Source organism: Bacillus sp. HNG, assembly GCF_003400205.1.
Lineage (GTDB): Bacteria > Bacillota > Bacilli > Bacillales > Bacillaceae_L > Ferdinandcohnia.
The window spans coordinates 244045-267023 of the sequence record NZ_QUQV01000005.1; the positions used below are offsets into that span (position 1 = coordinate 244045).

The following is a 22979-nucleotide window of genomic DNA, read 5'->3' on the forward strand; positions in this document are numbered from 1 at the left end:
TTTAGTACTTTTGTATAAATTAATCATATCGGCTTATGGAAAGTGGCATAATGAGCCGGAGATATATCTTTACCTAAGACCTAAGGCGTAGGAAAATTATGGAGAATCGTTTAAAAAAAGATATAATAAAAGAAGCTAACATATCCAATCGGATTTTTAGAAGGAGCGTTTTTTCATGAAAAGAATGAAAAAGATATTAATATTGCTTGGAATTCTCGTCGGCTATATGACCACAATTGGAATGATTTTTACAAACATTGTTATGTTTATGAAGAAGAAAACCGATGATGAGATTCTTGAACGAGAAACACAGGAAGGGCGCCTTACTTTAGATGAGGTTGAGTCTCTGAAAAAAGAGGATGTATCCATTCAATCTAGATTTGGATACATGATTAAAGGCTGGTTTGTAAAAGGAACGGATAAAAAACGAGTTATTATCATTTCGCATGGCGTGACTCAAAATAAACTAAATTCCATTAAATACATGAAGCTTTTCTTGGAACGTGATTGGAATGTCCTTTTGTATGATCATCGTCGACATGGAGAAACCGGGGGAAAGACAACAAGCTATGGGCATTATGAAAAATTCGATCTTGAATCGGTTGTTTCCTGGGTAAAAGAAAAATTGGGAGATGACAGTACGATTGGTATTCACGGGGAATCGATGGGGGCAGTAACGACTTTACTATATGCCGGAATGATTGAAGACGGAGCAAATTTTTATATCGTGGACTGCCCGTTTTCCGATTTTGAAGCTCAGCTGAAATATTTATTAAAGGTTGATTATAAAGTTCCCGCCCCACTTGTTCTTCCTTTTGCTAATGTATTTTTAAAGCTTCGCGATGGATATAGCATCAAAGATGTTTCTCCTGTTTCCGTGATTCAAAATATAAAAAATCCAGTTTTATTTATTCATAGTGCGAAGGATGATTATATTTTACCTGAAATGACAATGGAGCTTTATAAAATGAAGGAAGGACCAAAGCAGATGCTGATCGCGGAAAAAGGCAAGCATGCCTATTCCTTCGCTGATAACAAGGAAGCCTATGAAAAAGTGATTGACGATTTTTTAGAGACATATGTAAGGGACTGATTGAATTCAGTCCCTTACCCAAGTACATCTGTAATGTCTGTTAAATGCTTATCGATCCAGGCTAATGCGAGTTCAATTGTTTCAAACTCCTGAACCTCAAAAGTCACCTCATCCTGAAGCAACCATACATCCTTTTGATCATGGTTTACCCCTGCAATTGACCAGTGTAAGAGGCTATATGGATGGTTATCATGTAAAAAGGAAACCCATGTTTTATCTTCTGCAATATTTCGGATTGTTTTAAGATTGGAACTCATGTACATCACTCACTTCTACTAGCCGTAAACGCGGATTTAAAATCTCATTTGGGCTCTTTAACATATAGCAATTTGCCTGTTCAAGAAAATCGATTGTCATATTTTCATCTAAAAATACCATTTTAGATTTTTCTACTAATAATGGTTGATAATTTGTTTCAAAGACTAGATCATCATCGTCTTCAAAGTCTACTAGCCACAATGCCGTAACTCCACTCACCACACAGCCGCAGCCTTCTGTTTCATATTTTAGTTTTAATTTTTTGTCTTTATTTTTAATTTGTGTATTCAGTTTTTCAATTGCCCGTTCTGAAAATGTGACGTTCATTTTTGTTCTCCTTTTTCTTTCATATTACGTCTATTCTAACATATCTTGTCTTCTTCTACATATCATTACAATGACTCTACACTTTACCAACCAATTTGAAATTTGGTAAATGCTGGTTTATTATCAATAGTAATATGATTAATTTAAGGGGGATTTCGGAGATGTCGAAGGTTACCATCAAAGTAAATGATAATGGTTCATTAAGGATTACAGGTGATGTTGATTTGATTGATGCGGAAGGAAATACGTTTCCAACAAAACAAACCTTCTCATTATGCAGATGTGGTAGATCCAATAATAAACCATTTTGCGATGGTTCTCATAAAGGTCACTTTGAATCAGTCGTACGCGCTCCAAAAGAATAATCCTTATTGCACCGAATGCACTACGCATTCGGTGCAGACTGTTGACAAACGCTCGCATACCACGTTGCTTGCCTCTCTCGTCCGCTCATGAAGGCAACTTCTATTCGCGTCTTCAATCGGCTGCGCGCCTTGTCTGACAAGCGTTTTCAAGACAGTCTGGGGAATGTAATGAATATCAGATATTCCTTGAAAAATCGTGTAGACAAAGTCAGTACTGACTTTGTTACACTCTGAAAAACCGAATGCACTACGCATTCGGTTTTTTCGTTATCCGGATTGCCAATTATGTTACAATACGGGTAAAAGCCTTTCATGGAGGACAAAACATGCCTGATTGGTCATATCATGGACTCTTTAAACCTATTTTATCCCGTCTATCTCCCTATCGATCCCGGGAATTTATCCACCGGGGAATGAATCTAGTTGCCTCTATTCCAGGAGGAAAGCATTTCATTCATTTTCTTGGTAGAGAGGAATCTTCTGAACTTGTAAAAAAGGAAATTCATGGCGTAACCTATCCAAATCCCATTGGACTTTCCGGAAAAGTGGATCCCCTTTTAACTGGTACAAACGCTTTTTCTAATCTTGGATTTGGTTTTATTGAAATTGGTCCGGTAACAAAAGTGGCGACAAAAGACCCTTCACTTCCAATTGTAGATTGGCAAAAACAGCAAATCGACTTTTCTACAAACTATGAATCAATCGGAGTTGAGAAAACGGTTCAAAAGCTTAAAAAGTGGAAGCCAAAACAGCCTGTCTGGGCAAGATTGGCTGGAACGAGTGAAGAACAACAGGATTTGATTACGAAATTAGATCCATATGTTACGGCATTTGTAACTTCTACTCCAAATCTTCGGTGGACTACAAACCGTCCTGTTTATCTTGCTGTTCCAGTATATGAGATCAAGAGTCTTTCACTTGAGCGAATTCAGTCTACTTGTTCTGGTATCGTCATTGATGAACCTGTGGATATGTCAAAGGATCATTATTTAAGGGAACTACTAGATTCTATTCATTTTTTAAGAAAAAGTGGGTTAACGCTTCCCATCATTACAGTCGGTGGTATCTATGAACCCGCCAATGCTCTTGCAGTTTTTGATGCAGGGGCTGACCTTGTGCTGCTTTCAGAAGGATATGTTTTTTCTGGACCAGGTCTTACAAAAAGAACTAGCGAAGCCCTTTTACACCAACTTCAACCACATCCACCGCTTCATCCAGCATGGATATGGTATTGGCTATTTGGTTTGTCCATCGTTATTGGTGGATTAATTGCTGTTCTTTTTAGTTTGACAACTATTATTCTTCCTTATGATGAACAATTTCTTGGAATGCAAAGAGAAGAAATCCTTCTGTTTAATGAACGGATTCTCTATTTTATGGCCCATGATCGGATGACACTCGCTGGGACAATGATTTCTGGTGGTATCGTTTATATGGCATTGGCACGTTTCGGCGTTCGAAAGCAGATTCTCTGGACCAAGCAGACGATCGATTTTGCAGCCATCCTTGGTTTTTTAGGAATATTCTTATTCATTGGATACGGATATTTCGATTGGCTTCACCTTATTTTTTGGCTCATTTTACTCCCAATCTATTTAACTGGTTTTATTAAAACGAGACATATGAAAGGGACGCCAACAACACTTAACACTCGTAATCACCGAGTTTGGAAACATAGTTTAATTGGACAACTAGCTTTTATCATCCTTGGATTTTCATTTGTGTTAGGCGGTATTACGATTTCATTTATTGGGATTTCGAATGTGTTTGTTCCAACTGATATTCTCTATATTTGTATGCCGCCTGAAATGTTGGATTTATTTAATGATAAATTGATTTCGGTCATTGCTCATGACCGCGCGGGCTTTGGAAGTGCCCTTCTGAGTGTTGGATTTTTGGTGCTAACTATTTCTCTCTGGGGATTTCAGCAGGGGAATAAATGGGTTTGGTGGACTTTGCTAATAGGGGGACTACCAGCTTTTTTTGCAGGAATCTGGATTCATTTTGCAATCGGATATACGACCTTTATTCATCTTCTTCCCGCTTATTTCGCACTATGCTTATTTTTTATTGGACTTACTTTGACGTACCGATTTTTTCATTTGGGGAAAGATACATAAAAGGAGCCTCTTGGGCTCCTTCTTAATTTTTTGGATTCCAATCCTTTGCTAGCATGCCATATATAACATGGTCAACATAGTGATCGTAGAGCCATTCAGATTGCCGAATCTCGCCTTCATTCACAAATCCTAATCTTTCAGGAATCGATCTGCTCTTATGATTTTCGACCGCTGCACGGATTTCCACTCGATTTAATTTTAAATGGTTAAAAGCATAATCAGTTAATGCCTTCGCTACCCTTGTCATGATTCCATATCCTTGGTATTGCTGACCAAGCCAGTAGCCGATAAAGGCTATTTTATTGGTCCAGTCGATTTCGTTGAAACCTGCTACCCCAACGATTTCATTTTTATAGACGATAACGGTATGCAGCCCTTTATTTTCCGCATAGCTTTTCCTGCATGATTCGATATATGCTTTTGTGTCCTCTACCTTTGTTGTCATATCGAGCCAAGGTAACCACTCTCGTAAGTATGCTCTTGACTGATCTGTTAATTCGAAAATTCGCTCGGCATCGTTTACCTCTGTTAATTTCAAGGACAGTTCCTTGTCAATTTGGTATACAAACATCATTTTTACTCCATTCTATTCTTTTACCATATTAACTTCTATTCTTTGTCTAAAAATCCTTCTAAAATTAGTCTGAAAAGCGTAAATCGACTAATGTATTTATAGGGATGTAGTGGACTTCCCCAAATTTATCAATGATATGCAGTCTATTTTGTAAGTCATCGTAATGGTGAATAGTACCAAGAAGGAGTTTGTGATGTTTGGCTTCATAATGCGTGATAACCAACTCTCTCCCCTCCTCCATCGCCTGACAAAGAACACTGTTCATCTCTTCGATTTGTTGTTCATCTAGTTCTGGCTTTTGCTCATACGTATCTTCTTCTGCCCAATCTCTAAGCAACTTCACATGTTCTGGCAGCATCATTGCTGTCCATTTTATCGTTCCGCGGTCCCGTATCATCCTTATTACCTTCTTTCTTACGTCTATCTCCTGCACCTAACCCCTTGAGACGCTCTACTCTGCCTTGTGTCCACCAACGAGTTTACTGCGATGTCTTGATGTTCCGGCACTTGTATAGGAAACGGCACGTAGGATTGCATCTGAGCCGTATTTACCACGAATGCCGTCCATTACATACCCAAGCTTATGCTGCTTGACTCGATTAAGATAAAACAAATCCAACTGCATTTGTGTGTCATCCTCAATATTAGAAAGTGCAATTGATATTTTACGAACTGTCTTTTTCGCATAGAATTTCTCAAATAATTCAAGACAGACCCGATACATTTCCATCGTAATATTTGTCGGAGTTTCAATCGTTTTTGAACGGTAAAATCCACCCCCGAACTCATCTTGACTATAATGAATTCCGAGGCTAATCGTTCTTCCAGCCTTTTTATGTCGACGTGCTCGCCTTGCTACCTCTTCACACATTTCAAGAATGACATGCTTTACTTCTTCTGGGTCAGGATAATCACGCAAAAGGATTTGGCTTTTTCCAAAGCTTACCTGCCCTTGCATAATAGGGGCACCAATTTCTGATAAATCGACCCCCCAGGCATGGTAATAAAGCTGATTTCCCATCACTCCAAATTTTTTCTCCAGTAATTCAAGTGGATAGTGGGCAAGCTGACCAACGGTTGTAATTCCCATCCCATTTAAGGTTCGCTCAACCCTTCTCCCAATTCCCCACATTTCTCGTAGTGGCGATACAGGCCATAGTTTTTCGGGGATATCATCATAGGTCCATTCCGCGATTCCCTTTTTCTTTGCATCTAAATCTAGGCATAGCTTTGCCATCAGCATATTGGGACCAATCCCAATGGCGCAGGTTAGCCCATATTCAGCTTTAATCTCTTTCCTGATTTTGCGAGCGATCGTTGTCGCATCTCCCCATAATTTTTCAGTTCCATCAATCTTGATAAAGCTTTCATCAACGCTATATACATGGATTGCATCTTTTGGTACATACCGGTTAAAAAGTCTCGTAATTTCCGTTGAAATTCGTAAATAGGTTGCCATTTTCGGGTTTACAATTTGAATTCGTGGATCTTTTGGAATCTCAAAGAGTCTTGACCCCGTTTTTATCCCAAATTCCTGTTTTAGCTTTGGCGAAGCTGCGAGCACTACACTTCCCTGGCGTTCTGTATCTCCAACAACCGCTAAATAGCACTCAAGTGGATCAAGGCCTAATAATACTGCAGCACAGCTCGCATAAAAGCTTTTTATATCCACACATAAAATCTTTTGAACGGGAAACTGACTGTAATCCACCATCTAACATCATCTCCAAAAGGAATATATGTTCGTATTCTATTCCTAATAATAGGAGAATATACGTTCGATTTCAATGGAAATTTAAAGCAGAACCACAGGACATCAAAATGACGTTGTGAATGAATACTTAACTACCTAATGGAGTGCCTCGTAAACAAAAGAAAAACCAAAACGCTTAGATTGCGAATTGGTTTTTTAGTATTAAATAGATAAACGAAAAGCTTTAACAATAATCCCATCATTGGCTGGCTCAAAATCATAGTGTGGCAAACGTTCAAAGCCGTGTTTTGTATAAAGCTTAATTGCCTGTTTCATGAATTCACCAGTATGTAATCCAATAAATTGATGATTCTTTGCTTGTGAACGCTGTATACACTCAGTAATTAATGCAGAAGCGACACCCTTTCCACGAGCCTCAGGACTTACTGCTAGCATTCGTATTTCAGGGTATTCGAGTTCTTCTAACTGACCTTCATATGCGTCTGTATTAGCGGGAAACAAGACTACACTTCCTATAATTTTTCCATCAAGCTCACAGACAATAAGCTCAGAACCATGGAGGCGATCAGCCTCAGATGAAATGGCCTGCTTAAGAGCTTGCCAATGAGCAGCTGGAATTACCCTTGAATGCTCAAGATAAGCAGCAACTCGTTGCTCACGAATAAACTCCAATTCATCCTGTTTTGCATCACGAATTTTCATTACTGATTTCACCTACCCTTTGATCAAGAACTTTTCTTTTTTTCCACTTAACTGCTCACGGTTATGTTCGGAAAGCCATACAGATTCATCTGGTCCTTTAGGAAGTATATTCACTTCTCCTTTTGCAGGATCAATGGTGATGGATAGATGATAATGTCGCTTAATCGCATCAAAATCAGTCGTTTCACCAAAACCAGGAGTCTGGTATAAGTCACGGGCATACCCCCATAAATTGTTAAACTCACGGATTAAATTTCGATTTGTCCGAAAAGCAGAGTAATAAGCAGCATCAAAGCGCGCCAATGTCGTATATAAGCGGACATCAGAATCCGTGATAAAATCTCCAAATAAGAAACGATGCTTGGACAAACGCTCTTCTAATACATCTAACCTAGCAAATAATTGCTCATAGGCTTGTTCATAGGCCTCCTGAGAACGAGCGAATCCACATTTATACACGCCATTGTTTACATCATGAAAAATGACGTCATTTAATGTATCAATTTCTTCGCGCAAGCTAACCGGATATAAATCGGGAGCATTTTCCTTATGAAAAGGAGCCCAAACGGTTTCAAAATAGTTGGTAAGCTTAAAATAATCATTGTTAATCGCTTTTTTGGTTTCAAGATCAACCATGACTGGTACAGTAGGTCTACCTGTATAGTCAGGGTCCGCATTCTTATAGACCTCACTCACATACTGAACATTAAGAACAGGATCAACTCCATTTTCATCTAAAGAAAATTCCCAATCTACATGCTCAATTCGAGGTCTAAGTGGACTTACTGTTCCTAAGCTAATTGCACTTTCTAATCCAAGCACCTGGCGAACGATCACAGAGCGGTGCGCCCATGGACATGCAGCCGACCAAAGTAAACGGTAGCGGCCGGACTTAACGGGAAGCTCATCTGGCTGGTTTCCAAAAGGAGTTGTAAAGCGATTTATTTGACGATTAAACGAGCCATCCCCTTTTATTTCTGCAGGCTTATTGGTTGAAGTAATGTTTGCTTCAGTGGTAATTTTATGGCTTAATGTCTGATCATTTTGTGACACGTCATTCTCTCCCTCATGTTCCTTCTATTTAATGCACAGTAATTCAATGTGTTTAATGTAATTTACTCATTATCTAAATCATTCGTCAAGTAATGAAACTTATAAGATTCAGTTAATTTTATATGTTTAAAGGCAAAAAAATACCCCTTAATAAAAAGGAGTATGATTGAAAGCTATTTCTTAAAAAACGCCTTCCCGCCCACTTTTTCAACAAGGCGAGGAAAAAGGGTATAAAAAACACTACCTGCATTCATCCAGCCCGGCAGGTTAATTTCGCGTTTTGGAGTTAGCATGGCATTTACAATTTTAGACGCAACTACATCAGGATCTAGCATAAAACGATTTACATTCTTCGCATAGGTACCAGACTCATCTGCGATATCGAAGAAACGTGTTCGAATGGGTCCTGGATTAACGGCTGTTACATGAATATTTGTACTCGATAGCTCCATCCGTAAACTATTTGTAAAACCGAGAACCGCATGCTTTGAAGCAGAATAGACACTTGATTTTGGTGTCGCAATTTTGCCAGCCTGTGAAGCAATATTAATTATATGACCCGAGTTTTGCTCAATCATTGTCGACAATACCATTTTTGTACAGGAAATAAGCCCGAAAACATTTACTTCGAACATTGCCTTCATTTGCTCTATTTTTGCATCGACAACATTGGCAAACACACCAAACCCCGCGTTATTCACAAGGACATCAACCGTTTTTACATGATGTAGGATGTCGTCAAATACCTCTTTTACATTTTCGGTATCACGCACATCTAACTTATACAATAAACTGTCTATCTTGTATTTTTCTCGAATGTTCTGTGCTATTTTTTCCAACTGGTCATAACTACGGGCCAATAGAACGGGAGTAGCCCCTTGCTCTGCAACGAGATAGGCAATTTTTTCACCAATCCCGCTCGAAGCACCCGTAATGACAATTGTTTTTCCTTTAAGTCTTGAATTCATACGACCTTTTTCACCTCAGAAATTTGTTAATTTGAGTGATATATATGTTGTCCGTTCACTACTTCTATCTTAATTTCCCCTAATTCCTCAAGGAAGTCAAGCTGTCCAACTGTTTCAGAAATTGTAAAAAGAGGCTGCCTTAAGTAGACTTTCGGGAATAACCTGGTACATACTTCAAATGCTGTCATCGGCTTTTCCTTGATCATTTTTAGCACATGATAGGCTCGTTCTTTTTGTGAGAGGAATCTTTCTTGAATTAAGTGGTGAGCATTCGTAATATCGTCTCCATGCCCTGTTACGACCTTTGACATGTCGAGCGTTAGTAGTTTTTTTAAAGAATTATTATATTGAATTAATGGTCTTGGTCTAGCAGTTTCACTAAATTGCGGTGGTTCAAGTAATGGATTTGGTGAAATTTTTGCTAAAAGGGTATCTCCTGCAATAAGCATTCCATCCTCTTCCCGATACAGAACAATATGACTTTGTGCATGCCCAGGCGTCTCCAATACCTCAAAGCCAGATAACCCTTCAATTGTATCTCCTTCTCCAATCGTTGAAGTTAACGATCTACGGCAAGAATATTCAAATTCTTCATCCATATCGATTAAAGCTGTAAATGCTGGATTAAGACCTAATTGAGTAAAAAGCTCTTTATAAAACGGCTCATTATGTGCAAAGAATTGCTTATCCTGACTAATCCATGGCTGATTTTTAGGATGACCAATGATAGGGACATCCTTACTAAAAAAGTCAAGAAGCCCAACATGGTCTGGGTGATGATGGGTAATTACAATTTGTTCAATATCAGATGGTGAATAGCCTAACTGAGCAAGCTGCTCCTTAAAGGATTGCCATGCTTCCTCTGTTTTTGCACCCGCATCAATTAACGTTAGTGCGTCTCCTTTAACAACATATACATTCACATCCCCGACAGCAAAAGGTGTGGGCAAGGTAATTTTAAAAACATCCTTCGTAGTCGTAAGTTTATTCATAAAAATCTCCTTTGTACGATATCCATATCATTTTGTTACATTTATCCAATATTAGTTTACCTTTTCATTCTCATTTTGTCATTATATTCAAATAATATCTCTAATATGTAAAATAAATTGGGCTCTTTTTTTACTTTCGAGCCCTTGACATCCCGCTAAAATCAGTGCATAATGACCAATAATATAAAATTCGCTAAGGCAATGATTAGGACTAGTAAATCATGGAATGGTAAAAGAGAGTGAGATCCACCGGCTGAAAGATCTCATCACCCGCTTCTAGATTGAACCTACCTATGAGCTGTTAGGAAAACCTAACCGTTTCCCACGATACGGGTTCAAGTGGAACATTGAAAATTCATTTTTTCAAATGTTAAGTAAGGTGGTACCGCGGATAGCAGACCTATTCCGTCCTTTATCAAGGATGAATAGGTCTTTTTACTTTTTAATTGGATTTTTTCTAAAAGATTGTTGCTATTTAATAAAAATGAAAACATTGATTGAAGGCGGAAGGTGGCGACTCCTGCGGGAAAAGCGTGAGTCTTGAGACCCCACAGGAGCGATTAGCGACGAGGAGGCTCAAGCCACGCCCGCGGAAAGCGTCCACCAACAGCGAAAATCAATTGTGCCGGAGGGATCGTTATGGAAATGAATCAAAATATTGTGTTTGTTGGAGCTGGCTCAATGGCTGAGGCAATGATTTCTGGGATGCTACAAAAGGAGCTCTTCTTGCCGAGACAAATTTCTGTAATGAATCGCTCTAACCATACACGATTAGCAGAGCTAAGCAAAACCTATGGAGTAACAATTAGTCCAAACCAAAAAGAAGCGATTGAAAATGCTGGAATCATCATTCTTGCGATAAAACCAAAGGATGTTGCGGAAGCTGTATTAGCCATAAAAGAATATGTCAGTGAACAACAACTTATCATCTCTGTACTAGCAGGAGTAGCAACAACAACCATAACTGACTTACTCAACAAAGAGGTGGCAGTCGTACGTGCAATGCCAAACACATCTGCTACTATCGGAAAATCAGCCACTGCCCTGTCCGCAGGAATGCACGCAAACGAAAACCACCTTCTAATAGCGCGCCAATTGTTTCAAACAATTGGAATTGTAACAACAGTAGCGGAAAAAGATCTTCATGCCGTCACAGGCCTGTCCGGAAGTGGTCCAGCCTATGTATATTATTTAGTTGAAGCAATGGAAAAAGCAGCGGATGATATCGGGCTCGAAAAAGGAATTGCCAAAGAATTAATTCTTCAAACCATAATTGGTGCGGCGGAAATGCTAAAACATTCATCAAAACAACCCGCTACATTACGAAAAGAAGTAACAAGTCCAGGCGGTACAACAGAAGCAGGAATAAAAGTGTTAGAGCAATATAATTACCAGCAAGCAATGGTGGCATGTATTAAACGGGCGACGATTCGCTCCGCTGAGCTTGGAGAAGCTATGCTACAATCCGTTTCACAAGAAAATTAAATCAAAATTTTTCATATGTCAGTGGAATTCTGCCGAATCTGAGAAAATAGTGCATGAGGGGTAGGATTTTACTGACATTTTTGATAAAATTATTTAGAAAACCGAAATAATACAATATGGGGAGATTCTATGAGTGCACCGCTTATAAAAGAAACACCACCACAATTAAGGTTGACGAAAGAGAAAATCTGGACTCGCGATTTTACCCTTATTTGCATCTCAAACTTTTTTATTTTTCTTGGCTTTCAAATGACACTACCAACCATTCCACTTTTTGTAGAACAGCTCGGAGGCAATGACCAACTCATTGGATTAGTCGTTGGATTTTTTACCTTTTCCGCACTTTTAATCAGACCGTTTGCCGGTCATCAATTAGAAAAAAGAGGACGTCGTTTTGTTTATCTGCTTGGGCTTTCCATCTTCGTATTATCTGTTGGTTCCTATGGAATCATCTCAAGCTTATTCTTTTTGTTCCTGTTTCGAATCATTCAAGGAGTTGGGTGGGGCTTTTCAACAACAGCATCAGGAACAATCGCCACAGATTTAATCCCTGCCAATAGACGTGGAGAAGGAATGGGCTATTTCGGTCTATTCGGCAATATTGCCCTTGCGTTTGGTCCATCTTTAGGTCTTACACTTGCTGGTACAATATCCTTTACAAAACTCTTTTCCATTTGTGCCATTCTTGGATTAGTGGCACTCATTCTTTCATCTAGAATCCACTACAAAAAAATCGAGCCAGTAAAAGAAAACCCCAGAAAATGGGACTTTTATGAAGAAACAGCCCTTCCACCTTCAATTCTATTATTCTTTATAACCGTTACATTTGGAGGCATTGCTGCCTTTTTACCTATCTATACTTTACAAAAGGAAATACCCGGGATTGAGTGGTATTTTCTTATATTTGCAGTCGCTTTAATGATTTCTCGCACCTTTGCTGGTCGCCTTTATGATTTAAAAGGTCATCGAGCTATTTTTGCACCTGGTGCTATTTTAATTGTTATAGCTATGATTCTATTAGCTTGGTTACCTAGTAGTCTTGTCCTGTATATTGCCGCATTTCTTTATGGACTTGGTTTTGGTGCCTTGCAACCAGCCCTCCAAGCATGGGCTGTTCAGACAGCACCTGTACACCGTAAAGGAATGGCAAATGCAACCTTTTTTTCATCGTTTGATTTAGGAGTTGGAATCGGTGCAATTACGTTCGGTCAACTTTCTCACTTATTAGGGTACCATTCAATCTACATTGCCTCTGCATTCTCTGTTCTCATTTCCATTTTGTTATATTTCATATGGATTGGTAAAACAACAACTTCAACTTCCGTCTAAGGGGATTCTCTCCCCTTTTTCGCTTTTTGTAAATAAAATACCTTATCGTTTCAAAGAAATTTGGATAGAATGTATTTAGGGATTGGAGGTTAGTTATGAGGAGAATCCTATTATTTTTATCCTTTTTATTTTTCTTATATGCGGCTTGGACGGTACTTGATAAACTCGCTTTAAAATCTGATAATCAATCAGTTTTCGATACTATTACGTCTGAGTTCGACCGAGTTTCTGAATCTGAGGAAATTGCATCGATTAAAACAAAATTAAATGATGGAATAGATTACATCTCTACATTACTGCAAACATTGGAGGAAAAAGCACCGGAAAATTCAATTATTGGTGAGAATGAAATTGAGAAACCAGAGTTACATGTTCCTAGTGAACAGGCTTTTTCGATAAACAACATTGAGCTTGGAGAGAGTAAACAAAGTGTAGAAAAGAAGCTTGGTCCCGCGCAACGGACATCATTAAATGAATATGGAACGAACTGGTATACGTATCATGAAAACTACCATAATTTTATGATGGTCGCTTATGACTCTGGTGATAAGGTTATCGGATTATACACAAATCAAGACCTTATTTCATCAACGAAAGGAATCAAACGTGGAACACCAAAACAAGATGCTCTCAATCTACTTGGTGAACCTATGACTCGAATCCAAAAAGGATTTGTCTATTATGAATTTCAACAAGATCGGGACTATGACGTCTTCCATATCGATAACACTTATGTCACCCTCTTTTATGATAAACATGAAAACAATACGGTGACTTCAATTCAAATCGTTTCAGAAGCACTGGAACAAAATAGAGAAGATTTTTATACAAATGCCAGTGAACAATTAAAAGAAGGCTTTGAATATCAATTATTTGATCTTACAAATGCATCGAGGGTAAATCACGGATTAGGGGTACTAACTTGGGATGAACACGTGAAGGAAACAGCGCGAAAGCACAGTTTAGACATGGCGGAAAATAACTATTTCAATCATACAAATTTACAAGGTCAATCTCCTTTTGACCGTATGCTTGAGGATGAAATATTATTTACGATTGCAGGAGAAAATCTCGCGTATGGACAGTTCAGCAGTATTTTCGCCCATGAAGGTTTAATGAACTCCATGGGACATCGGGAAAATATTTTAAAAAAGGAATATATGTATTTAGGGGTTGGAGTTGCCTTTAATACGGAATCTCATCCATATTACACGGAGAACTTTTATACAAAATAAGAAGTCTCACCTATATCCCTCTCAATTTTTGGTTATCCTACCAAAGAGGTGATTTTGTGAAACTGGTACGATTTTTAGTATTACTTGGCCTTCTCATCGGCTTTCACAGTGTGACTCTTGCCCAGCAAACCGATGTTGAGTATGGTCCCTTTACGATTGTCCAAAAGGAATATATTGATTTAGACGGAGATGGTAATAAGGATATTATCGAGTTATATGCGAGAAAAAATCAATACAATCTCGCGAATGAATGGTCTTTAAAAATCAATGGTGAACAATTAGGTACCTATCATAATAAACAAGATTTATACCAATTGGCAGACATGAAGTTTGCTGATGTCCTTCAAAATGGAAAACAGGATATACTCCTCTATTTTCATTCTGTAGGGAGTGGAGGGATCACCGGGTTAACGGTTCTGAGCTATACAGGTGAAAAAGTTGAGGAAATTTTCAAAGACCCTAATACGTCAGGCTGGTTTGACGAAGCGAAAAAGCGTTTTTCAATGAAATACGTGGGTGATTATCAAGTTGAATTTATTGATAAACAGACTGACTTAGAAGCAGTTATTCCGTTATCAGAGGATCGCTACCGAGATTTTCCTGACAAGGAAGAATTAAAAAAACGACTTGAAGCGATTGAAACATGGGTTGACCCGGTTTCCAGTTATCGTTTTGATAAATTAACAAAAATGAAGCCTCAGGAAATCGTGACAATTCGAGCTGTTTCAGGTATTGCCCATTATGATGTAATTGCGTATTTTGAAACACGATATGTGTTTGATAAACAAATTCAAAAATATGTGCCTACGAAAGTGGCACTCATTAGTACAGAAACAGGAAAGAAATTAGCGGAAATACCCTATAAATAAACAGAAGCATCGACAACGTAAGGTCGATGCTTCTTTATTTGATATGCAGAATCGATGAACTTCAAGTTATAACTTGATATACTATTTAACGTAACAAACTGCAAAGGAGGCTGTAATTTTATGGAAACAGCATTATTCTCACCATATACAATTAAAAATGTCACCTTGAAAAATCGAATTGTGATGTCACCGATGTGTATGTATTCCAGTCATAATGAGGATGGAATGCTTCAGGATTGGCATTATACCCATTATGTAAGCCGAGCTGTCGGTCAGGTTGGACTTATCATGGTGGAGGCAACTGCTGTTACACCACAAGGAAGAATCTCCCCACTGGATTTAGGAATATGGAGTGACGAGCATATACCTGGCTTCAAAAAACTTGTTGAAATGATCAAAGCTCAGGGCGCCAAATCAGCTATCCAAATGGCTCATGCAGGTCGAAAAGCAACTGTTGAAGGAGATATTGTTGCCCCATCTGCAATTGCATTTAATGAAAGATATAAAACTCCAAAAGAATTAACAATTAATGAAATTAAAGAAACAGTCGAAGCATTCAAGGATGGAGCAAGACGCGCAAAAGAGGCTGGGTTTGATATCATCGAAATTCATGGGGCACACGGCTATTTAATTAATGAGTTTTTATCTCCACTTTCAAATAAACGTGAGGATGAATATGGTGGAAACAGTGAAAACCGCTACCGTTTCCTGCAAGAGGTAATCGAGGCAGTTAAGGAAGTTTGGGATGGTCCATTAATTGTTCGTATATCAGCAAATGATTATACAAACGATGGATTAACTCCTGACGATTATGTAGACTATGCAAAACGCATGAAAGACCAAGGTGTTGACCTAATCGACGTTAGCTCAGGTGGCGTAGCACCGGCTAAAATTGACGTATATCCTGGATATCAAGTCGGTTTTGCAGATAAGATTCGCAATGATGCGAATATCCCTACTGGTGCAGTAGGTTTAATCACAAAAGCTGTTCAAGCTGAAGAAATTTTAAAAAACAATCGGGCGGATTTAATATTTATTGCACGTGAATTATTACGTGATCCTTACTGGCCAAGAACTGCTGCAAAAGAATTAGGGGTATCCATTGAAAGCCCGAAACAATATGATCGCGGTTGGCTTTAAATTTCTTAGGTATGATAAAAGGCACTCTCCTACATGGAAAGTGCCTTGTTTATATCATTAGAAGCTCTCGAATATCCTCTTCCGTTAGAGTTGTTTTTTCCTCAGAATCAATAAGGTCTGTAATTAGATCTCGCTTCTTATCTTGTAACTCATTCATTTTCTCTTCAATGGTACCGCGGGCAAATAGCTTAATCACTTGGACAACCTTTTTCTGACCAATCCGATGGGCGCGGTCTGCAGCTTGTTCTTCTACAGCTGGATTCCACCAAAGGTCATATAAAATAACCGTATCAGCACCCGTCAGGTTAAGACCTGTTCCGCCTGCTTTTAACGAGATTAAAAACAATTCCCGCTCCCCTGCATTATACCGTTGGCATAATTCCACACGTTCATCCGTAGGTGTTTGTCCGTCTAAGTAAAAGAAGGCAAAGCTTCGATTCGTAAGTTCCCTTCCAATCAACTCAAGCATTTTCGTAAACTGAGAGAAAATCAAAACTCTCCTTCCAGACAATTTGGATTCCTCAAGGATTTGAAGAAGTTGCTCAAACTTTGCAGAACTTCCCTTGTAGCCATCCACGAACAAAGCCGGGTGGCAGCAGATTTGCCTCAAGCGGGTTAACCCTGCAAGAATTCGAATTCGATTTTTTCGAATCGTATTCTTATCAAGATGCTTTAATGTATCGTGTCGTAGCTTCGCTAGATAGGCAGCATAAAGCTTTTTTTGTTCAGGTAGTAGCTCTGATGATTCCATGATTTCAATTTTTTCAGGTAACTCTGCAAGAACATCTTCTTTTACACGGCGCAGCAAAAAGGGTCGAACCCTTCTTGAGATGTCCTTTCTAGTCAAATGACTATATTCCTTTAAGCCCTTAAACAGCTGTGGAAAGACAACATGGTAAATGGACCAGAGTTCCTCGATCGAATTTTCAATCGGGGTCCCGGTTAATCCAAAACGATGATCTGCTTTTATCCGTTTGACTGCCCTCGCTGTTTGGGTCACTGGGTTTTTAAAGGCTTGAGCCTCATCGAAAAATACGGTATGGAAACTTTGAGATTCATACCATTTAATATCACGTCGTAATAACGGATAGGACGTGATAAGAACATCCATACCTTCACTCTCTTTTTGCAACTCTTTTCGATCTGCCTTATTCCCATCAATCACAACCGCTTGAAGTTCAGGAGCAAATTTCAATAACTCATGTAGCCAATTATAGGTTAAAGAGGATGGGCAAACAATGAGTACGGGCTGCTTCTTCTCTCGGATAGTAGCAAGTTCCGACACCATAAAAGCAATGCTCTGCACGGTTTTCCCTAGTCCCATATCATCGGCTAGAACGCCGCCAAATCCATAACTAGCCAACGTCTTCATCCATTTGTAGCCCACCTTCTGATAATCTCGTAAGATGGACTCTAAATGCTTCGGAACCTCAATAGATAAATCATTCGGATGTCGGATAGAGTCAAGAAATTGGCGGAATGATTTCTCTGCCGTAAAAATATCACTGTCATCAATTGAGCCTAATAGGGGTAAAGCCTCAATCATCGGCATATTTAAGGTTGATTCAAAATCATCGTCCTGGACCGGAACAGCATGTAAAAAGCGCTGTATCTCTTCCATTTCTCTCGTTTCAAGTGAGAGTAGTGAACCATTTTTCAAACGATAATACTTTCGTTTTTCCTCAAGGGCAACAAGAATTTCACGAATTTCCTGGTCAGCAATGCCCTTCATCTCAAATTTGAATTCAAGCCAATTTGTGCGTTCTTTTTTTATCTTCACCCTTATTTTCGGATGTTCATTTTTAGGAATGATACGATTCCGTATAGCTGTTGTTGCATAAATTTGGCAAAGTGGCTGGAGTCTTGGAATGATATGATATAAAAACTCATACTCAAGTTCCTCATTATGCATATAATATCCGCCTTCTGTTTTTGAAAGACCACTCTCATCCATAATTTGTAAAATTTCATCCTCTTTTTCCACATCTCTGATGATCATGGGACCAGTTGGCAAATCACGATTTTCTAATGGTTGGATGATGATATTTTCATAGTGAAATTCAAGACCTGCAAGCAACTTATGTCTCAGCCGGTCCAAATACAGCTTAGCAACAAGTGGTGTTTTCATCATCTCTTTGGAAATGGCTTGAGACATATGAACAACACCAATCTTTTTCAGGCTTGGGACAATTTTCTTAAGAAAAAATGGCGCTTGCTCCTTTTGAATGGGAATATGGTTTGAACCAGGACTCGCGAGCATTTGTTTAAGCTCCAATAATCGGTCACAATCCTCTTCTTCGATTTGATAAAGAAGTCCATCACTAAGGACGGTGTGGTAGGGTTTTAAAATACTCATTCGATTGAACCCCTGAATTCGTAACAGATAGTCATTCTCTTCCCCTTCCTCAAATGAAAAATGAAGTGGAGGTGGCTGCTGAACAATTTGAAGCCCTTCATAGGAATGATCATTGTATTCCAGAAAAATGAAAGGACATTTTGAAAACAAAGGAATGAGCCCTTTCCACGATGATGGAGGAATTAACAATATTCTAGAACTCCCTTTATAATTTGAATGTCCAGAGATCATGTCTAGAAAAATTTTTTCATCCTCGGTTACTTTCACTAATTGGTGAAGAAGGTTATCCGCTTCATGTAAAAAGCAATGAAGATTAGAGTCATATATAAAATTGGAAGATATTTCACTTTGCTTCCCCTGTTTTAAATCCTTTAGAAAGTTACGAATGTCATGTATTTTTATCTGTTCGATTTCAATCTCCACGCCAAATAAAATTTCATTCGCAACTTTGACAGGATGAAATATGAAGCGAGCATCTAGGACTTCTCTTTTTTCAAAATGAAGCTGGTGACCACTCGAACGCGTTGGTTGATCTAAAAAAAGCGTCATGAAATCGCTTGTTAGTTTTTCAGTTTTAGATGTCTTGATCATTGAGAATTCGAATGGTTCCTGACTTTGCTGTTCATGAATCGCGATTAAAACTGCTGCAATATGCTGACAATCCTTATCGAAATTCGCAAGTGATGGACAAGTGCATGTGGCTTTTAGCTTTCCATTTGTGTCTTTTTCAATGCTAACATGGAAGTCTTCTGTACCTTTTACGGTGGCTTTACATTGATCAAGTCCGTATTCAGTAAATGCCACTTTATTCGTTCGATAAAAAGCGTCCCCTCTTTTGAAGGAGACGGTCCCACACATTTCTTTGATCATTTTAAGATTAATTTTGATATCCATGGTTCCGCTCCTTTCTCTTTGATTTAGGGGTTACTGTTGATTAAATCCTTGTTTTTTTACAAATTCCTTCATATACATCCGTTTCGGATTTTCAAGCATATTTGCCATCTGACCGGTCCATGTATCTGAGCGCTTCCCTTTTGTGCGTTGTGTATAATAATCTGAAATTGTTTGATTGTAGGTTGCTAACTCTTGTTTATATATAGCTTTGTCTTGCTGGTATTCCTCTTCATGATAAATATGCTCGAATGGAAGTCGTGGCTTTTTATCAGGCATTTGTGCCGGGTAGCCAACAGCAATTCCGAAAAGCGGAATCACAAATCTAGGGATATTTAAAATATCACAAACCTCGTTTAAATTATTACGTAAGCCTCCAATATAGCAAGCACCTAATCCCATTGATTCTGCTGCGAGTACAGCATTTTGTGCAGCTAAGGCAGCATCAATTGTCGCAACCATGAACTTTTCTGTACTCTCCAAAGAGGTCGATAAGTCCTTTTCTTCTATTTCACTGATAACTTGGTGGCGATGAAGATCACCACAAAACACGAAGAAATGTCCATTTTCCGCAACATAGGCTTGATTACCAACAATTTCAGCAAGCCTTTGCTTTTTATTTGGATCCTTAACTCCGATAATGGAATACGCCTGAATAAAGCTAGAAGTTGAGGCAGCTTGTGCACATTCAACAATCGTGCGGATTTGTTCGTCTGTTAATAATTTTTCTTCAAATTTACGAATCGACCGGTGATTCATAATGGTTTCAATAACTGAATTCATGATTATGTATCCTCCTCGTAGTCGTCTTAATCGGTGTGGCTTGGCTTAATATCAAACCTAAAAAAATCCTTAGATATATATGTATGTTGAAACACCTTCTGCGCTTCTTCAAGGAGTTTCTGACTGTCCTCTCCTTGATATCGTGAACTAATATGTGTCAATATCAAATTTTTAACTACAGCCTGTTTAGCAACCTCTGCTGCCTGAGTAGTCGTTGAGTGAAAATAATCATGAGCTAACCCCGCTTCATTCGAGCTAAAAGTTGCTTCATGAATAAGAAGATCCGCATTTTTTGCTAGTTCAATACTTTCTTGAACATAACGAGTATCGCCTAAAATGGTTACAATTCGTCCCTGTTTAGGTGGACCAATATATTCTTCACCATTTATCATACGCCCATCCTCGAGAACGACCGTTTGACCTTCTTTAATTTTTTGATAGATGGGACCAGGTTTAATCCCTTCTTTGGATAGCTTGTCAACTAACAATGTTCCAGGTAGGTCTTTTTCAACGATGCGATATCCATAGGATTGAATCCCATGGTCTAACTCTTTTGCAATCACACTAAATTGATCATCTTCAAAAACCACTCCTTCTTCGATTTCAACCACTTCTAGCGGATATCGAATATGAGTCGTACTTACTGTTAATGAAGTGTCAATAAATGCTTTTATCCCTTTTGGACCATAGACGGTTAATAAAGACTCTCCTCCCTGAAAGGAGCGACTTCCTAAAAATCCAGGCAATCCAAAGATATGGTCACCATGTAAATGAGTGATAAAAACCTTTTCTACTTTCCCTGGCTTTATGGATGTATATAAAATTTGATGCTGCGTTGCCTCCCCACAATCAAACAACCAGGTGGCCCTCCGCTCATCAAGCAATTGTAAAGCAATTGAAGTGACATTCCGCTCTTTTGCAGGCACCCCTGCACCCGTTCCTAAAAATACGACTTCCACTTGAGAAATCCTCCAATTAAAAGATAAATTTATTACGTTTTCCACTGTTGTCCCATTACTTACTATATCATATTCTGCCTTTTCTTCTCCATATATGCCCTTTAAGTCGTTCTATCGCATATCCATTCCTTGTTAAGGCATACTTAAAGTGAAAACAAAAAATAATTTTAATTAGTTGATTTACTAAACAAAAAAGTATAAATTAAATAGATAACAAATTGCGTGAAAAAATGGGGGATTATTATGACAAATACAGCACCAAAATCAATCGTGATTATTTTTGGAGCAACGGGTGATTTGGCAAATCGAAAGCTCTATCCTTCTATATATAACCTTTATACAAAAGGAAAACTTTCTGAGGATTTTGCAGTAATCGGTGTAGCAAGACGTCCATTAAAAAATGAAGAGTTCCAAGAAAACGTAAGAAATTCAGTTGCCGGACAGTTTGAAGAGCAACGAAATGATATTGAAAAATTCTCAAAGCATTTTTACTACCATCCATTTAATGTGAATGATACTGCTTCTTATAGGGAATTAAAGGTAATTGCAGAGGAATTAGATTCAACTTACAACACAGGTGGAAATAGAATCTTCTACCTCGCAATGGCTCCAGAGTTTTTCGGCACAATTGCGGTCAATTTGAAAACAGAAGGATTAACCTCAACAGAAGGTTATACAAGACTTGTCATTGAAAAACCATTTGGACATAATTTACCTTCTGCAAAACAACTAAATGAACAGCTTCGTCATGCCTTTTCAGAAGACGAAATCTACCGAATTGACCATTATTTAGGTAAGGAAATGGTTCAAAACATTGAAGTCATCCGTTTTGCAAATGCCATTTTCGAACCACTTTGGAACAATCGTTACATATCCAATATCCAGGTTACTTCAAGTGAGGTCCTTGGTGTAGAAGACCGTGGCGGCTATTATGAAAAATCAGGGGCACTTCGTGATATGGTTCAAAACCATATGCTTCAAATGGTAGCACTGTTAGCCATGGAACCACCGATTAAATTAAATACAGACGAAATTCGAAGTGAAAAAATAAAGGTATTACGCGCCCTTCGACCATTGGAAGAGGAAGATGTTAAAAAGTACTTTGTTAGAGGGCAATATGATGCTGGCACTATCAATGGAAAAAATGTACCTGGTTATCGCCAGGAGGAAAAAGTAGATCCAAATTCGAATACTGCAACATTTGTAGCCGGCAAGCTGTTAATTGATAATTTCAGATGGGCAGGCGTACCATTCTATATCCGTACAGGGAAGAGAATGAAGGAAAAATCCACAAAAATTGTGGTTCAGTTTAAGGACATTCCGATGGATTTATATTATAAAGAGGAAAATGATCGTCAAAACCCTAACCTTCTTGTCATTAACATTCAACCAGATGAAGGCATCACGCTCTATTTAAATGCGAAAAGACCGGGTCAAAATACAATGACATTACCAGTTAAGCTTGATTATTGTAATAACTGCATCGACGGCATTAATACACCAGAGGCTTACGAAAAACTTATTTTTGACTGTATGATGGGTGATACAACAAACTTTGCTCACTGGGATGAAGTTGCCCTTTCTTGGCGTTACGTAGACTCCATTTCAAAGGTATGGGAAAATCAAATTGCAACGGAGTTTCCTAATTACCCTTCTGGTTCTAACGGTCCAAAAGCAGCCGATGAATTATTGGCCGAGGACGGATTCCACTGGTGGCCAGTTGAGGATTAAATAACTAAGACTTATACAATATAAAAAGGCGAAAG

At 38.6% G+C, this 22979-nt stretch carries 21 protein-coding genes; 9 read left to right on the plus strand and 12 right to left on the minus strand.

Annotated features, from left to right (window positions below):
- Positions 1 to 184: 184 nt before the first annotated feature.
- Positions 185 to 1093, plus strand: coding sequence for an alpha/beta hydrolase (locus DZB84_RS11810; protein ID WP_116352545.1), 909 nt, complete (start codon positions 185 to 187; stop codon positions 1091 to 1093).
- 14 nt (positions 1094 to 1107) lie between these two features.
- Here DZB84_RS11810 and DZB84_RS11815 read toward each other — a convergent pair whose 3' ends face one another.
- Positions 1108 to 1350: a DUF2552 family protein gene (locus DZB84_RS11815; protein WP_116352466.1), complete on the minus strand. Its 243-nt coding sequence runs from the start codon at positions 1348 to 1350 to the stop codon at positions 1108 to 1110.
- Positions 1334 to 1678: an iron-sulfur cluster biosynthesis family protein gene (locus DZB84_RS11820; RefSeq protein WP_116352467.1), complete on the minus strand. Its 345-nt coding sequence runs from the start codon at positions 1676 to 1678 to the stop codon at positions 1334 to 1336. Before DZB84_RS11820 ends, DZB84_RS11815 begins: the two co-directional genes overlap by 17 nt.
- Before the next feature lie 161 nt (positions 1679 to 1839).
- Between DZB84_RS11820 and DZB84_RS11825 the strand changes: the two genes are divergently transcribed.
- Both DZB84_RS11825 and DZB84_RS11830 read left to right on the plus strand, forming a co-directional pair.
- Complete coding sequence (locus DZB84_RS11825) at positions 1840 to 2043, plus strand: CDGSH iron-sulfur domain-containing protein (protein ID WP_116352468.1); 204 nt, start codon at positions 1840 to 1842, stop codon at positions 2041 to 2043.
- Between the two features lie 326 nt (positions 2044 to 2369).
- Complete coding sequence (locus DZB84_RS11830) at positions 2370 to 4163, plus strand: dihydroorotate dehydrogenase (RefSeq protein ID WP_116352469.1); 1794 nt, start codon at positions 2370 to 2372, stop codon at positions 4161 to 4163.
- A gap of 22 nt (positions 4164 to 4185) precedes the next feature.
- Here DZB84_RS11830 and DZB84_RS11835 read toward each other — a convergent pair whose 3' ends face one another.
- The 7 genes from DZB84_RS11835 to DZB84_RS11865 form a co-directional block, all read right to left on the minus strand.
- Complete coding sequence (locus DZB84_RS11835) at positions 4186 to 4734, minus strand: GNAT family N-acetyltransferase (RefSeq protein ID WP_116352470.1); 549 nt, start codon at positions 4732 to 4734, stop codon at positions 4186 to 4188.
- Between the two features lie 67 nt (positions 4735 to 4801).
- Complete coding sequence (locus DZB84_RS11840) at positions 4802 to 5134, minus strand: YolD-like family protein (RefSeq protein ID WP_116352471.1); 333 nt, start codon at positions 5132 to 5134, stop codon at positions 4802 to 4804.
- Between the two features lie 54 nt (positions 5135 to 5188).
- Positions 5189 to 6451: a Y-family DNA polymerase gene (locus tag DZB84_RS11845; protein WP_116352472.1), complete on the minus strand. Its 1263-nt coding sequence runs from the start codon at positions 6449 to 6451 to the stop codon at positions 5189 to 5191.
- Positions 6452 to 6652: 201 nt separating this feature from the next.
- Positions 6653 to 7153: a GNAT family N-acetyltransferase gene (locus DZB84_RS11850; protein ID WP_116352473.1), complete on the minus strand. Its 501-nt coding sequence runs from the start codon at positions 7151 to 7153 to the stop codon at positions 6653 to 6655.
- A 12-nt stretch (positions 7154 to 7165) separates the two neighbouring features.
- Positions 7166 to 8206 carry a glutathione S-transferase family protein gene (locus tag DZB84_RS11855; RefSeq protein WP_116352474.1) on the minus strand — a complete coding sequence of 347 codons (1041 nt, stop codon included), beginning with the start codon at positions 8204 to 8206 and terminating at the stop codon, positions 7166 to 7168.
- Positions 8207 to 8379: 173 nt separating this feature from the next.
- The gene (locus tag DZB84_RS11860; protein ID WP_116352475.1) at positions 8380 to 9174 is read right to left on the minus strand and encodes an SDR family NAD(P)-dependent oxidoreductase; all 795 of its coding nucleotides are present in this window, start codon (positions 9172 to 9174) and stop codon (positions 8380 to 8382) included.
- Positions 9175 to 9200: 26 nt separating this feature from the next.
- On the minus strand, positions 9201 to 10166 hold the full coding sequence (locus DZB84_RS11865) for an MBL fold metallo-hydrolase (protein ID WP_116352476.1): 966 nt from the start codon (positions 10164 to 10166) through the stop codon (positions 9201 to 9203).
- A gap of 639 nt (positions 10167 to 10805) precedes the next feature.
- On the opposite strand from DZB84_RS11865, the gene proI reads away from it, so the two are divergent.
- The 5 genes from proI to namA all read left to right on the plus strand — a co-directional run bounded on the left by proI (position 10806) and on the right by namA (position 16224).
- The gene (gene proI, locus DZB84_RS11870; protein ID WP_116352477.1) at positions 10806 to 11651 is read left to right on the plus strand and encodes a pyrroline-5-carboxylate reductase ProI; all 846 of its coding nucleotides are present in this window, start codon (positions 10806 to 10808) and stop codon (positions 11649 to 11651) included.
- A gap of 129 nt (positions 11652 to 11780) precedes the next feature.
- The gene (locus DZB84_RS11875; protein ID WP_116352478.1) at positions 11781 to 12980 is read left to right on the plus strand and encodes an MFS transporter; all 1200 of its coding nucleotides are present in this window, start codon (positions 11781 to 11783) and stop codon (positions 12978 to 12980) included.
- 95 nt (positions 12981 to 13075) lie between these two features.
- On the plus strand, positions 13076 to 14215 hold the full coding sequence (locus DZB84_RS11880) for a CAP domain-containing protein (protein WP_116352479.1): 1140 nt from the start codon (positions 13076 to 13078) through the stop codon (positions 14213 to 14215).
- Positions 14216 to 14271: 56 nt separating this feature from the next.
- Positions 14272 to 15084, plus strand: a complete 813-nt coding sequence (locus DZB84_RS11885; RefSeq protein WP_116352480.1) for a hypothetical protein — start codon at positions 14272 to 14274, stop codon at positions 15082 to 15084.
- Positions 15085 to 15204: 120 nt separating this feature from the next.
- The gene (gene namA, locus DZB84_RS11890) at positions 15205 to 16224 is read left to right on the plus strand and encodes an NADPH dehydrogenase NamA (protein ID WP_116352481.1); all 1020 of its coding nucleotides are present in this window, start codon (positions 15205 to 15207) and stop codon (positions 16222 to 16224) included.
- A gap of 49 nt (positions 16225 to 16273) precedes the next feature.
- Here namA and DZB84_RS11895 read toward each other — a convergent pair whose 3' ends face one another.
- From DZB84_RS11895 to rnz, 3 genes are read right to left on the minus strand one after another with little or no spacing between them, the layout of a single operon-like run.
- Entirely contained in the window at positions 16274 to 19474 is a 3201-nt protein-coding gene (locus DZB84_RS11895; RefSeq protein ID WP_116352482.1) for a DEAD/DEAH box helicase, read from the minus strand.
- Between the two features lie 30 nt (positions 19475 to 19504).
- Positions 19505 to 20254: an oxygen-insensitive NADPH nitroreductase gene (gene nfsA, locus DZB84_RS11900; RefSeq protein ID WP_116352483.1), complete on the minus strand. Its 750-nt coding sequence runs from the start codon at positions 20252 to 20254 to the stop codon at positions 19505 to 19507.
- Positions 20255 to 20280: 26 nt separating this feature from the next.
- Positions 20281 to 21213 (minus strand): ribonuclease Z, encoded by a 933-nt coding sequence (gene rnz, locus DZB84_RS11905; protein WP_116352484.1) that lies wholly within the window; start codon positions 21211 to 21213, stop codon positions 20281 to 20283.
- A gap of 243 nt (positions 21214 to 21456) precedes the next feature.
- Between rnz and zwf the strand changes: the two genes are divergently transcribed.
- Complete coding sequence (zwf, locus tag DZB84_RS11910; protein ID WP_116352485.1) at positions 21457 to 22944, plus strand: glucose-6-phosphate dehydrogenase; 1488 nt, start codon at positions 21457 to 21459, stop codon at positions 22942 to 22944.
- Positions 22945 to 22979 lie beyond the last annotated feature (35 nt).

What these genes read in the sequence shown, in the direction of transcription:
- DZB84_RS11860 (WP_116352475.1), bottom strand. Translation starts at nt 9,174, where the DNA reads ATGAATTCAAGACTTAAAGGAAAAACAATTGTCATTACGGGTGCTTCG.
- namA (WP_116352481.1), top strand. Translation starts at nt 15,205, where the DNA reads ATGGAAACAGCATTATTCTCACCATATACAATTAAAAATGTCACCTTG.
- DZB84_RS11835 (WP_116352470.1), bottom strand. Translation starts at nt 4,734, where the DNA reads ATGTTTGTATACCAAATTGACAAGGAACTGTCCTTGAAATTAACAGAG.
- DZB84_RS11810 (WP_116352545.1), top strand. Translation starts at nt 185, where the DNA reads ATGAAAAAGATATTAATATTGCTTGGAATTCTCGTCGGCTATATGACC.
- DZB84_RS11865 (WP_116352476.1), bottom strand. Translation starts at nt 10,166, where the DNA reads ATGAATAAACTTACGACTACGAAGGATGTTTTTAAAATTACCTTGCCC.
- DZB84_RS11875 (WP_116352478.1), top strand. Translation starts at nt 11,781, where the DNA reads ATGAGTGCACCGCTTATAAAAGAAACACCACCACAATTAAGGTTGACG.
- DZB84_RS11815 (WP_116352466.1), bottom strand. Translation starts at nt 1,350, where the DNA reads ATGAGTTCCAATCTTAAAACAATCCGAAATATTGCAGAAGATAAAACA.
- DZB84_RS11845 (WP_116352472.1), bottom strand. Translation starts at nt 6,451, where the DNA reads ATGGTGGATTACAGTCAGTTTCCCGTTCAAAAGATTTTATGTGTGGAT.
- DZB84_RS11825 (WP_116352468.1), top strand. Translation starts at nt 1,840, where the DNA reads ATGTCGAAGGTTACCATCAAAGTAAATGATAATGGTTCATTAAGGATT.
- nfsA (WP_116352483.1), bottom strand. Translation starts at nt 20,254, where the DNA reads ATGAATTCAGTTATTGAAACCATTATGAATCACCGGTCGATTCGTAAA.
- zwf (WP_116352485.1), top strand. Translation starts at nt 21,457, where the DNA reads ATGACAAATACAGCACCAAAATCAATCGTGATTATTTTTGGAGCAACG.
- DZB84_RS11840 (WP_116352471.1), bottom strand. Translation starts at nt 5,134, where the DNA reads ATGATACGGGACCGCGGAACGATAAAATGGACAGCAATGATGCTGCCA.
- DZB84_RS11880 (WP_116352479.1), top strand. Translation starts at nt 13,076, where the DNA reads ATGAGGAGAATCCTATTATTTTTATCCTTTTTATTTTTCTTATATGCG.
- DZB84_RS11850 (WP_116352473.1), bottom strand. Translation starts at nt 7,153, where the DNA reads ATGAAAATTCGTGATGCAAAACAGGATGAATTGGAGTTTATTCGTGAG.
- DZB84_RS11895 (WP_116352482.1), bottom strand. Translation starts at nt 19,474, where the DNA reads ATGGATATCAAAATTAATCTTAAAATGATCAAAGAAATGTGTGGGACC.
- DZB84_RS11830 (WP_116352469.1), top strand. Translation starts at nt 2,370, where the DNA reads ATGCCTGATTGGTCATATCATGGACTCTTTAAACCTATTTTATCCCGT.
- DZB84_RS11820 (WP_116352467.1), bottom strand. Translation starts at nt 1,678, where the DNA reads ATGAACGTCACATTTTCAGAACGGGCAATTGAAAAACTGAATACACAA.
- proI (WP_116352477.1), top strand. Translation starts at nt 10,806, where the DNA reads ATGGAAATGAATCAAAATATTGTGTTTGTTGGAGCTGGCTCAATGGCT.